The organism is Hallella sp., from assembly GCF_037460745.1.
In the GTDB taxonomy this organism is placed as follows: Bacteria; Bacteroidota; Bacteroidia; order Bacteroidales; family Bacteroidaceae; genus Prevotella; species Prevotella faecis.
Genome location: NZ_JAXVAE010000164.1, coordinates 24,404 through 37,716 on the forward strand (window position 1 = coordinate 24,404; position 13,313 = coordinate 37,716).

Sequence of the window (13,313 nt, forward strand, 5' to 3'; positions counted from 1 at the left end):
GTTTGTTTCGAGCAGGTTGCGACAGGCGCGGTGAAGCCATAGCGGGCTATGGCGAAACGCGAATGGAAGCAAGATGCCGAAAGAAACGCTGACAAGAGTTGGAAAGAAACAATAACAACCTGCGATTTTCCTTATTTCGGTCTAATGACCGATTGGGGTTAAACAAAAGGAAACAGCCCCGTTGTGCGTGTGGCACGACGAGGCTGCTACCTATGGTGCTTTGGGCAGGTTTGCATGGGATAACCCATACAAGCCTGCCACTATGCAGAGGGTTTATTTTACGAGAATCTTACCCACCTTTACGGTGCCGTTGGCCAAACGGTTCTTCACGATAACCACTCCCTTATGCGGTTGGGCGATGCGCTGACCGTCGAGGGTGTAGTATTCCTGGCCTACGATCGGCTGACCGTTGTCGGTGTTGACGGAGCTAATGCCCGACACATGACTGTCCTCATTGATGAAGAACAGGCGGAAATTGTCGACCTTGAACCATCCGGCGCCATTCACAGCGGTGCTGTTTGCGAAGGTGCCGCCCTCCTTGTTGACGCCATTGGTGCGGAAACCGATGGTGGCTGTGCCGTCGGCCTGCACGTCGAAGTAGAGCGCCATAGGCTTGAGGAGCGATGTGGTTTCGTCGCCGCTCTCACAGGTATAGCCCGCATAGGTGAGGTGTTTGAGCGTGTCGGCGTTGAGCGCGTCGAAGTTGATGGCCTGTTGCATGTCGGGGGTGATGTTGTCGATGTAGTCGCCCTCGCCGCCCCACATCTGGACACAACTGTTGGCGAAGACGCGCTGGGTAGTGACATTGTTGCCAGCCCAGTTGTTTTCCACCATCACATTGGCTCTAAGCTGATACGTTCCACGTGGCAGGCCACAGATGGTTTGCTTCAGTTCCACCTCGGGCATGTTTGAACTCCAGATACCCCAGAGGTGCGTTCCGTCGATGGGCTGCTGGGTATGAGTGTTGCCCTCACCGTCGGTCACATTGATGGCGTCACCGTTGTTGATGCCGCACCAGCCCATGTTGTAGCCGTTGATGGTGGTGGCGTCTTGCACGTCGCCGTTGAGCGTGAGCGTCCATCCAGTGGGAGGAGCGGCCACGCCACCCGTTTCCGATCCAGCCCCGCCCTGTGCGGTGAGGTCCTCGAAGCTGGGGTTCTTGATGAGGGCTGTGGCCTCGCTGCCCACCTTCACGCCTCCGAGCTTGCACTTCTCAAGCGCAGCCTCCATCTTGGCGATGATGGCGTTGATCTCCTCCTCGCCAGCGGTGCCATCGGCATAGAGGTCTTGCGCCTCCACCTCCACCACCTGGCGGTAGGCGTCGATGCCGTCGTAGAGGGCATAGGTGTTGAGGTTCTGGTAGTGTTCCTCAAGGGCGCTCTCCAGTTTCTTATAAAGGTTCACTGAGTTGACCACCGGTGTGATGATGTTCTTGCAGGCCATGATGGCGGCGTCGATGGCGGCGGGGTCGGCGTCATCGTCTACATAGTTGTTGTCGATGGTGTTTTGCAGATCGACAGCCACCGATTCCTGCATCTTCTCATCGTTGAAAGCCATGAGCTTGTCGAAGTAGAAGTTGTAGATGTTGAGCGCGTCGTCCTTGACATAGCCCATCTTCGCAATGCGGAAATTGTCGAGTTTGAACCAACCGTCGCCACCCTGGGGGTTGGCTGTGGTGCGCTTGGCGGCTGCGATGTTTCCGTTGGTGCGGAAGCCGAAGGTCAACGTGCCATCATACACGTAGGCGTCGCATGCCATGTTCTGCATTTCGCGGTCGGTGGTCAACTCGGTGTTGTTGGCGTATGCCAGCACCTCGTGGGCGTCGATGAGCGACGCGTCGTACTCGCTCTCCAGTCCGAAGAGTGTGGAGTTGAGGTTTCCGAAGATGCGTTGTGTGGTGCGGCGCGATCCGTCGTCATTGGCTCCGACCATCACGGCAGCCTCAATGTGATAGGTGCCGTTCTCCAGTCCGTCGATGGTTTGCGAGATCTCAAACTCGGGTATGCTCTGGTTCCAGACGCCGAAAGCCAGGTTGCCGTCTTTGCTCTCGCCCTCACTGTCGCTGTTCACGCCATACCAGGTCGTGAGCCCTGTGGCGCTCACCTCGTCGGCGGTAGTCACCTGCTTGCCGTTCACGTAGGCGTTCCAACCTGTAGGAGTAGCACCTATACCCGTTGCCTCGGCGCCTCCTTGGGCCGAGAGATCCTCAAAACTCATGTTCTGTCCCAAATTGGTGATATCGCCCTTACCACCATTGAACTCCACCTCAGCGTAGATCAACTCGTTTTGGGCAGCAGCCTGCTGGGCGGGGTCGGTCACGGTGCAGAAGGTTTGAAGAGCCTTGGCGATGGCAGCCTTGAAGGTTGCGTTAGTGCTCTCGCCGAGCATCGCCTGCGCTTTCTTTATCTCGTTGTAGAGATTGTTCTTGGCGTCGACCATCTGGGTGGCCGTGTTGTAATCGTCTTGTGTAACCTCCTCCTTACTATATAATAAGGTGGCGGCGTCGACCCAGGCTTGCCAGCCAGCAGCGAAGCCTTCCTCGGGCACCTCAAGGCGCTGGCTCTCCACACCGGTGATGAGCGTATAGAGCTGCATGTGCTGATGATAATTGGCAACGTGGGCCGTGTCGGCGAAAGCCCACAACTCGTGGTCGGCATTCAGGGGGTGTATCCAGCCGGTCTCAGGATCCACGTAGGGCGTGGTGTTGTCGTCCATCATCTCCACGCCTCCCATATAGTCGGGGAAGAACTGGTTGCCATTAAACGTGCTAACCAAATACTGGCCGCCACCGCTAAGGTGAACAGGCAGGCCATGGACACCCTCGCAAGGGTGGTCGGTGGCGTTCACCAAACGGTAGAAGCCTGGGTGATCGGCACTGGGTGTGATGAGGAAATGGGCTGCTTGGGTGAGGTTGCCATTGAGGTTGGACAAACCTATGCCGTAGCCGATGAAGGTTGAATCGGTGCTGTTGAAGTACCAACCGTCATCGTCCTTGTGGGCCACGAAAGCATAGCTCTTGCAGTTCGACGAACCGTAATCGAGCAGGTAATAGGCGCCATCCCATGAGGTGCGACTCAGGTAGAGGTCGGGCTTGGCGTAGTTGACGAGCGTGTAGGTAGCTCCATCGACCAATTCTTGTGCGATGGTAGGTGGGTCGATGGCCATCGCTGAAGTCGACGACACTACGGCAGCCAATAGGGCCGCAATGCGCAGATAGTTTTTCTTCATAAGTGATAGTGTTTTTAGTTGATGGTTTTATGGCCCTTACTCAGTGTTGAGGTTTAGCGGGAGAAGGGCGGTTTGTTATAGATTGACTTGTAGATGGTGTTAAAGTTACAAATAAAAACGATTCGTTGTATCGAAAAAACGGTGTTTTTTTCATTTTGTGGGCATATTTACCCTCAAACGGTTAGTTTTTTAGTAACTTTGCATCAACCAATCGAAAAATACGCATTAAGATGAATATAGAAAACATGATCAGCTCATCGGCCTTGGCTGCCGTGAAGGAGCTTTATGGCGTCGACGCTGAGCCGTCGATGGTGCAGTTGCAGAAGACCAAGCCCGGCTTCGAGGGCAACCTTACGCTGGTGGTCTTCCCGTTCTTGAAACTCTCGCATAAGAAACCGCAGGACACCGCCGCCGAGATTGGCGAGGTGCTGGTGCGCGATTGCAAGGCCGTGGCAGCCTATAACGCCGTGGGCGGTTTCCTCAACCTCGTCATTGCCCCAGAGGCATGGCTCGGACTGCTGGGTGAGATCGACGCCGACCCCACCTTCGGCATGAAGCACGCCGGCGAGGACGCTCCGCTGGTCATGGTGGAGTATTCGTCGCCCAACACCAACAAGCCCCTCCACCTCGGTCACGTGCGCAACAACCTGCTGGGTTGGAGCTTGTCCAAGATCCTGGAGGCCAACGGCAACAAGGTGGTGAAGACCAATATCGTGAACGACCGTGGCATTCACATCATGAAGTCGATGCTCGCTTGGCTCAAGTGGGGCAACGGCTGCACACCCGAGAGCACCGGCAAGAAGGGCGACCACCTCATCGGCGACTTCTACGTGCTCTTCGACAAGCACTACCGCGAGGAGTGCGCCGAGCTCAAGGCCAAGTTTATGGCTGAGGGATTGGACGACGAGAAGGCTGAGGAGAAAGCCAAGCAAGAGGCTCCACTCATCCAGGAGGCGCACCACATGCTCGTGAAATGGGAGCAGGGCGACAAGGAGATTCGCGACCTCTGGGAGAGGATGAACAACTGGGTGTATGCCGGTTTCGACGAGAGCTACAAGGCGCTCGGCGTGAGCTTCGATAAGATCTACTATGAGAGCAACACCTATCTCGTGGGTAAGAACAAGGTGATGGAGGGCTTGAAGAAGGGCCTCTTCTACAAGCGCGAGGATGGTAGCGTGTGGGCCGACCTCACAGCCGACGGCCTCGACCAGAAGCTCCTCATCCGTTCTGACGGCACATCGGTATATATGACGCAGGACATCGGTACGGCCGAGATGCGTTTCAACGACTTCCCCATCGACAAGATGATCTATGTGGTGGGCAACGAGCAGAACTACCATTTCCAGGTGCTCTCGCTCCTGCTCGACCGTCTGGGCTTTAAGTGGGGCAAGGACCTCGTTCACTTCTCTTACGGCATGGTGAACCTGCCCAACGGTAAGATGAAGAGCCGCGAGGGAACGGTGGTCGACGCCGACGACCTGGTGGAGCAGATGGTGAAGGAGGCTCGCCAAACATCCGACGAGCTTGGCAAGTTCCACGACATGAGCGAGGAGGAGAAGCAGGAGGTGGCACGCATCGTGGGCCTCGGAGCGCTGAAGTATTTCATCCTCAAAGTCGACGCTCGCAAGAACATGCTCTTCAACCCAGCCGAGTCGATCGACTTCAACGGCAACACGGGTCCGTTCATCCAGTACACCTACGCCCGCATCCAGAGCATCATGCGCAAGGCTCACGAGGCTGGCGTAGACGCCCTGCCCATCGACGACAGCTATGCGCCCAACGCCAAGGAGGTTGAGGTGATCCAGAAGCTCGACGCCTTCAAGGTGGCCGTGAAGGACGCTGGCGAGAACTATAACCCCGCCGGCATTGCCAACTACTGCTATGAGCTGACGAAGCTCTTCAACCAGTTCTACCACGATTACAGCATCCTCTCGGCCGACACCGACGTGGAGAAGGCCTTCCGCCTGAAGCTTGCCGCCAATGTGGGCAAGGTCATCAAGAACGGCATGGGCCTGCTGGGCATCGAGGTGCCTGAGCGTATGTAATATGCCGAAGAAGCACGACGAGGGAGCGCATCACGCGAAGGGTGTGACGCGCCAGTGGCTTGAGCAACGCGCCAAGGAAGACCGCCTGTTTTGGACCGACGGCGAACGTAGCTTGTGGGCGTTGCTCAAGGGCCTGCCCGCGCCGGCCCACTTCGTCAGGAAGCATATAGTGGGCTGCTACATAGCCGACTTTGCCAGTCCGGCCCAACGGCTCATCGTGGAGCTGGCAGGCAAGTACCATTTTCGCGGCGAGCAGCCGGTGAGCAACGCCGAGCGAACGGCCGACCTCAACGCCATGGGCTACACCGTGGTGACGCTGACGCCCGAGGAAGTGGCTTCGGAGCAATGGAAGGTGGCTCGCCAGATTCAAGATATCATCAAACGCATGGAAATATCCTACCCCAAAGCAGCGGTCAAGAGCCCATCGGTGGCATCGGCACCGAGCGCACCAGCGCCCACACCGACAAAGGACGCCACGTTGCAGTTGCCTCCCGAGGTAACACGCAATGCGTGGGCGGTCGACGCGGCCTGTTCGGGCAACCCCGGGCCCATGGAGTATCAGGGCATCGATCTTGCCACGGGGCAACAGGTGTTCCACTACGGACCCGTGCATGGCACCAATAACATAGGTGAATTCTTGGCCATCGTGCACGCACTCGCCCTTTGGGACAAGCAGGGCGTGACCGATAAGACGCTCTATTCCGACTCGTACAACGCCATCCTGTGGGTGAAGAAGAAGCAATGTCGCACCAAACTGGAGCGCAACGCCAACACCGAGCAGCTATACCAGGTCATCGCAAGGGCCGAACAGTGGCTGCGAACCCATACCATCCGCGTGCCCATCCTGCAATGGGACACCCGTCGATGGGGCGACATTCCCGCCGATTTCGGACGCAAATAAGCCGCCATTCTCCCAGAGGCGAGCCCTATAACCGTGGGCATCATGGGCTTTCTTGGTCCATGATGCCCATCGTTTTTATGAAGAATAATAGGGCTTTCTTGCCTATTTTTAGCATCACAACACATCGGTTTGCCATCCAGCGGCTACCGCTCACACTTCCCGGCCGCAAACCGCATTCTACCCCCATTTCACATCCTTTTAGCCCTGTTTTACCCCATTTTCGCCCTAAAAATACGAAAAAGTAGCCCTTAATGAACGATTTTTCACTCTATTATTAAAGCATAATGTGTAACTTTGCCACCGATTATTAAATGTAAACATCACAATCTTCTAATTATTAGTTACACTACTTATGAAAAAAGTATTACTAATCTCTCTCGCAGCAATGTTGGCCGCTCCAACATTTGCGCAAGACCAGATTGGCGACGACTGCACCAAGTACATCGTCAACGCTGGTTTCGACGAGGATCTGACGTGGAACGTTGATGGTTCCACAAAGACAATCGTCGACAAGTCAAAGAAATTATCCGACCGATCTCAGGCTTGGATGGCTGAGGACGGTACGGGCTACTGCTGGGGCGGCATCAGCTCCAAGAAGCGTAAGGACGACGCAGAATTCGGCTGGAACGGCTTCTTAGGTCATGTAAAGGGTTGGACCGTGGCTAACGGCAACAAAAACTCGCTGACTGATTGGTGCTATTTCGGCACAGCTCCCTACGCACTCGGCGAGAAGGCCATCCCCATCGCTGACGACGGCGACACCTATTTGGTGGCTCCCGCAAAGCCCGACGAGGTGCAGGGCGACGACAACAAGGGCTTCCTATATCTCCGCGCAGGTTGGGGCAACTGGGCCACCTACACACAGACGGTGCATGTGCCTGTAGGTAAGTACACCCTTTCCTATTGGGTGTACAACGCCAACTACGAGAAGAGTAAAGATAATAAGAAGGTGAAGAACCTCTCACAGGTGGTTTGCCGCCGCGACACCGTGGTCGACGCCGATGGCTTCAACGCCTCAACATGGACCAAGCACGAGATGGACATCACCGCTACCGACTCGCTGACCATCACCCTCGGTTACAAGAGCGACGGTGGTTCGGCTTCTAACCCCTTCGTGCTCATCGACGATATCCGCCTGACAAAGATCGACGATGTGACACGTCAGGAGATCATTGCAAGCGACATCGAAGAGCTCGTGGCTAAGTTCGACGAGATCGAGGGCGACCTGATGGACTATCAGGGTTTGGTCGTTGAGATCGAGGACGCCAAGATCGCCGCTGATGAGGCAGCCTCATCCGACGACGTAGACGTACTGACGGCAGGCTATGAGGCCGCCAACGCCGCCTACAAGCGTTTCGCTGCCGTGAAGGACAACATCGCCAAGCTTCAGTTGCTCGAGAAGAAGGCCACAGCGCTCCGCGAGACTGGCTATCCTGGCTTGGATGAGCTCGACGCTGCCATCAACGCAGTGGAGGATGCCATCACAAACGGCACAACACTCGACATCGAGGCTCAGGTGACAGCTTTCGACGCTGCCATCAAGACCTATCTGGCCAGCAAGGACGCCACCGTGGACGATCCTGCCGACTACACTTACTACGCTCAGAACACATGGTTCATCAAGGACGGTCTGGAGCCTACCGTAAATGCCGACGGCTCATGCACCTATCCTAACGCTACAAAGGCCGACGGCTCTGCCAACTACGAGAACGGCAAGGGCAACGACGACTTCACATCCAACGCTTGGTACAAGGGTTCATTCACCGAGGGCGACCAGCGCCTGAACTTCGCACAGGGCCGTTCATGCTGGAACGCATGGGCTCAGAACTTCGATGACCTCAGCGTGAACCAGGACATCAAGGGTCTGCCCAATGGTTATTATATGGTAGCTGGCGACCTGATTACTCAGGACAACTGCGTGAGCGACCAGCACGTGTTTGCCAAGAGCCCCGTGGACGAGGCCGTCTCTGAGCCTCTGACCGTTGGAACATGGAACGGAAACACCAACGATGGCGCTTGGACCACACTGACCACTGGCAAGGTGCTCGTGTACGATGGCCGTCTGACCATCGGCGCTACCGGCACCAACATGCCTTCATCTACAACAGTTCCCTCTCAGAACGGATGGTTCTGCGCCACAAACTTCAAGCTCTACTATGTTGGAAAGGCCACTGCCGAGGAGATCGCAGCTGCCATTGCCAAGAGAGAGCAGCTCGCTGCCAACCTCGCCGACGGCATGCACTACGCTGGCGACAAGGCTTCCGTGAAGGATAGCATCGAGGCCTACAAGGCTCAAAACAACATCGACGTGCTCAACAACGGTATCAAGTTGGGCAACAAGTCGGAGGCTAAGTACACTGAGGTGATGGCTGAGGGCAAGACCTTGCCTACCGTTCAGGCCAAACTCGCCGACGAGTCGTCGTACGCTCCCGTACACAACATCGTGGCTTTCGCCTGGGAGAAGACCAACAACTACCTTACCTCAGACAAGGCCACTTACACAGCCGTTGACGGTAAGATCACCGAGCTGAAGCGCTACGCTGATACTTATTACAACGCTGCACACGAGGTCGACTCTGTGTCGGCCACTCTGAAGTCAGCCGTTGCCAAGAAGGCGCTGACCGCTACGCTCAACGAGCAGGTTTCTGTGCTCACACTCGGCGACTCAATCCAGAAGGACGCTACGGTTACAGCCCTCATCGCTCAGCTCAAGAACGCCATCACCCAGGCTCAGGCTCAGGATCTCTATGAGAAGAATCCTAACACTACCAACTACACAAGTATGATTCTGAACCCCGACGCTGCCGCCGAGACAGGTTGGAACATCAATAAGGGCACCGGTAACACCAACACGGGCGTAGGTCAGTACTATGACAAGCGTCAGGAAACAACCCACCGTTACTTCGACTCATGGAATGGCACCGCAGGCGCCCTGAACTACTATGCCGACCAGAAGGTCATTGGCTTGCCCAATGGCACCTATAGGGTAACCGTTTGCGCACGTACCACAGGCACAGGCTCTTATGTGTTCTCTGCCAACGGCGAGGAGGCTGCCGACACCGCTTGGGTCGAGATTCCTACGCAGACCTTCAACTGGACTCACAACGAAATGGGCATCGGCGGCGAGACAAAGGCCGATGGTACCGACTCGATCGTTGACGCCTCAGACCGTTTTGGTCAGATCTGGGAAGACGCTTACCGCGAGTACAGGGAGAATCCTAACCGCGACGAGCTCGCTGGCATCGTCAATGCCGGCAATGGCATGGGTCGTGGCTGGGAGCGCCTGTCATGGACCGCTGAGGTCGTCAACCATGAGCTGACCCTCGGTATGACTACCGACTCCACTCGCACTGGCAAGGCTTGCTTCACCGGCACATGGTTCTCAGTGGTCGACTGGACGCTCGAGCTCATGAATGCTGGCGACAACAACGGTTGGTTTGGTCCGGTCACAGGCGTCAGCGTGCAGGAGGTCAACAAGAACCAGAAGCTCAACGCCATCTACAGCATCAACGGTCAGCGTGTAGCCTCAATGGCTAAGCCGGGTCTCTACATCGTCATCAAGAACGGCAAGGCCCAGAAGGTAATGGTTAAGTAAAACGCTACAAAACAAATCGAAGGTCGGTGAACCCGCTGTCACCGACAATAAACGAAGAAGTCCCAGGTTGCACAATGCGGCTTGGGGCTTCTTATTTTTGGCTAACAACAAATGGGCACGACACACACACTATCTGTCCAAGCCACACCCTCCATCGTTCCATGCCTTTGGCTCATTCGGTCCGTGCGTTTCTACGCAAGGGTGTAAGGAAACAACCAAAGATTATTGATGGATTTTTGAATGGACATCATGTTATTTATAAAAATAATATGTAACTTTGCTACCCAAGGCGGCTCTCGCAGTTCCTCACCCAAAGGCAAGCGGAACCACCCCCTGCGCAAGCAATGGCCTACCTAAAAGCCTAAACAGCAATTCATCTAAGTTGTTGAGAAATAATTAATTTACTAACCTTCTATAAATCATGAGATTCAAAACACTCTACCTTGCAGCAGTCATGCTATTAGCGGCGCTGCAGGTCGTTCACGCCGACACCTATTCGAACGCCTACACCTTGGCCGACGTGACCCAAGGCAACGAGGGCGAGGTTGTCGACCCATCGCTCAACAAGAAATGGGAGCCGGGCATCGACTGGCACACCATGCAGATCGGTTCGGGTGGCCTCTACATCAGCAACAACAAGGGCGCCACCTACATCACCCTCGCCTCCAACCGCACCCAATTTGCCGACGCCGACCTGTGGTATCGCACGGGCAACAACACCGATGGCTACCTCATCTATAACAAGGAGGCTGGCCCCAACAAGGTGCTGGCCGCTCCCACCACAATGAAGGGAACACAGGGCGGCGACTCCTATCCCATCATGGTAGACAAGGACCACGTGCCGGAGGGATACACTTCGACCTGGCTCTTTGCCAAGAGCAACGACCTGGGCTCCAACGTGGAGGCATTCTATATGTACGAGAAGGGGCACGAGGGCTACAAGGTGAACAACCGCAATGGCAAGTTCGCGTTCTGGACGGGCGGCGCCGACCACGGCAGCAGCATCCAGTGGAAATGGGCGCAGCGCACCATGGAGGTGAACATGAGCACCGGTACATTCACATCGAAGAACAGCAACTGGGCCAAGACGTGGACCTCAACAGCTTCGGCTCCGAAGTTGGTGGTTGACGCTGGCGCCAACAACATGAGCATAGCCAACTCCAACGCCACCCGCATACAGGCCTTCCGTGGAACAACGGAGCCACAGAGCTACACCATCAGCGCCGGCGCCGACTATGCCATCGCAGCCTATAGCTTCGATTTCGTGATGTCAGGAACCACCGCCATCACGCTCACCGACGCCGCCGGCCACAAGTACACCTCAAAGTCGACGGTGCAAACCGTCGATTGCAAGGACCTCACCGAGCGCTCCGCCTCGTTCCAGCTCTCAGGAGCCAACGCTGGCGTGGACCTCACCCATTTCCTCGTAACCATCCGCAAGGCCGCCGTTCCCGCTGAGCCTCAGGTGGAGATCTTCACCACGCCAACCACCCAAGCCATTCCTTACCGCATACCCGCCATCGCTACGGCATACGACGGAACGGTAGTGGCCGTGGCCGACTACCGCTACAGCCGTGTGGACATTGGCAGCGGCCGCATCGACCTCCACATCCGCCGCAGCCACGACAATGGCGCCACATGGGACGACATCATGATGCCCGAAGTGATGCGGGGCGATGGCGACAAGACCGAGGGCCATCAGAAGGCGGGCTATGGCGACCCCTGCATCGTGGGCGACAGCGAGAGCCCCCGCATGATCATCACGGCCTGCTCGGGCACACCGGGCTTCTTCGGTGGCACACGCACCCATCACCAGGGTTGGGCTCGATGGTACAGCGACGACAATGGCGCCACATGGAGCGAACCGCAATATATCGACGAGGAGTTCATCTATTCCAAGTTCGACAAGAGCGCCTATGGTCCCATCCGCGGATGGTTTGTGGGCAGCGGAAAGATTTGCCAGAGCAAGACCACCAAAGTGGGCACCCACTACCGTCTCTACTGCGTGGGAAGCAGTTGCCGCCAAGGCAGCAACGAAACTGCCAACTGGGTACTCTACTCCGACGACTTCGGTAAGACGTGGCAGTTCCTGGGCGGATGCGACGAGAGCCCTGTGCCAGGTGGCGACGAGCCGAAGGCCGAGGAATTGCCCGATGGCAGCATCTTGCTCTCAAGCCGATGCACGGGCGGACGCAACTTCAACATCTTTACCTTCTCCGACACAAGGAGCGGACAGGGCACATGGGGACAAGTGGCGTTCTCGGGAAGCGGCAACAAGGGCGTAACCGCACTCTCCAACGCCTGCAACGGCGAGGTGTTGCTTGTGCCCGTGACCCGCAAGAAGGACAAGAAGACGATGTTCCTGCTCCTCCAGAGCCTGCCTTTCGGTAGCGGACGCACCAACGTGGGCGTCTACTACAAGGCGTTGGAGTCGCTCGCCGACTACCGCACGCCCGACGCCATCGCCAAGGATTGGGACGGACGCCATCAGAGCTCTTACATCAGCAGCGCCTACAGCACCATGACCTGGCAGAAGAACAACACCATCGGCTTTGTGTATGAGGAGGACACCTACGGCACATCGGGTGGCGGCTACACCATCATCTACAAGAACTACTCCATCGAGCAGATCACCGATTCGGCCTTCACCTACAACCCATCGGTCAATGGCGACAGCCTCACCGCCCTGGGCATGGGAGCCGTGGTCGACGACGTTACCTCAACCGATAACGTGGGAACCATCGTGGGGCAATACACCACGGAGGCCGCCCGCTTGGTAGCCGACGCTTATGGCAAGTATGCAACCCACCCCACGCGCCAGCAATACGAGCGCCTCAACGGCATCATCGGCTCAGCGCCTCGCGTAAAAATGGGCTTGGAGCGCTATTACACCCTCCGCAACTACGGACGTGGCGCAAAACGCTATGCGCTATATGCCAACAACGCCACAGAGCTCACCGTGAGCACCAACCGCAAGGCGGAGAAGGCCATGTGGTGCATCGTGCCCACGGCCGACGATCCCGAGGTGTTCTATCTGGTCAACAAGGCGCACCCCACGAGCATGATAGGACCCACGCTGGCCGTGGAAACGCGCACCGTGCTCACCAGCAACCCGAAGGAGGCGGGCCGCTACCGCATCGTGAGCACCACGCAGGGGCTCAGCAAACTGCAATGCCTCAATCCCACCAACGCCACCTATCCCTTCCTGCATCTTGCCGGCGACAACGTGCGTATCGTGCCTTGGTTGGCATCGTCGCCCGCCAACAACGCTCCCTCGTTCTGGTACATTGAGCCCACCGACGTCATGACGGGCATCGAGCACATCACCCTTCCGCTCGACCCGAACGCCGCTGCAGCCGCCGAAGCCTGCTACGACTTGGGCGGACGAGCCATACAGCAGCCGCAGAAAGGACAGGTCTACATAAAGGGAGGGAAGAAACACGTAGAGTAAAACCCATCGTTTCCTAAACACGAAACGCAACCAACACCATAAGAGGGTGTGTCATAATTGACTATGGTCATTTATGGTGCACCCTCCTTTTGT

The 13,313-nt window shown here is 56.6% G+C and carries 5 protein-coding genes; 4 read left to right on the forward strand and 1 reads right to left on the reverse strand.

Translation table 11 applies throughout. The features are described from left to right. Positions 1–273 precede the first annotated feature (273 nt). Positions 274–3,228: a hypothetical protein gene (locus WKK33_RS10975; RefSeq protein ID WP_337933853.1), complete on the reverse strand. Its 2,955-nt coding sequence runs from the start codon at positions 3,226–3,228 to the stop codon at positions 274–276. Positions 3,229–3,458: 230 nt separating this feature from the next. Here WKK33_RS10975 and argS point away from each other — a divergent pair, with 230 nt between their 5' ends. The 4 genes from argS to WKK33_RS10995 all read left to right on the forward strand — a co-directional run bounded on the left by argS (position 3,459) and on the right by WKK33_RS10995 (position 13,220). Then, entirely contained in the window at positions 3,459–5,273 is a 1,815-nt protein-coding gene (gene argS, locus WKK33_RS10980) for an arginine--tRNA ligase (RefSeq protein ID WP_337933855.1), read from the forward strand. A gap of 1 nt (position 5,274) precedes the next feature. Further along, positions 5,275–6,174 (forward strand): DUF559 domain-containing protein, encoded by a 900-nt coding sequence (locus WKK33_RS10985; RefSeq protein ID WP_337570345.1) that lies wholly within the window; start codon positions 5,275–5,277, stop codon positions 6,172–6,174. A 352-nt stretch (positions 6,175–6,526) separates the two neighbouring features. Beyond that, a complete protein-coding gene (locus WKK33_RS10990; RefSeq protein ID WP_337933856.1) occupies positions 6,527–9,769 on the forward strand; it encodes a hypothetical protein in 3,243 nt (1,080 codons plus the stop codon). A gap of 421 nt (positions 9,770–10,190) precedes the next feature. Continuing rightward, positions 10,191–13,220 (forward strand): sialidase family protein, encoded by a 3,030-nt coding sequence (locus WKK33_RS10995; RefSeq protein WP_337933857.1) that lies wholly within the window; start codon positions 10,191–10,193, stop codon positions 13,218–13,220. Positions 13,221–13,313: the final 93 nt, after the last annotated feature.

Bases quoted from the DNA above. Each gene is read 5' to 3' on its own strand.
- WKK33_RS10995 (WP_337933857.1), top strand. From the start codon at position 10,191: ATGAGATTCAAAACACTCTACCTTGCAGCAGTCATGCTATTAGCGGCG.
- argS (WP_337933855.1), top strand. From the start codon at position 3,459: ATGAATATAGAAAACATGATCAGCTCATCGGCCTTGGCTGCCGTGAAG.
- WKK33_RS10975 (WP_337933853.1), bottom strand. From the start codon at position 3,228: ATGAAGAAAAACTATCTGCGCATTGCGGCCCTATTGGCTGCCGTAGTG.
- WKK33_RS10990 (WP_337933856.1), top strand. From the start codon at position 6,527: ATGAAAAAAGTATTACTAATCTCTCTCGCAGCAATGTTGGCCGCTCCA.
- WKK33_RS10985 (WP_337570345.1), top strand. From the start codon at position 5,275: ATGCCGAAGAAGCACGACGAGGGAGCGCATCACGCGAAGGGTGTGACG.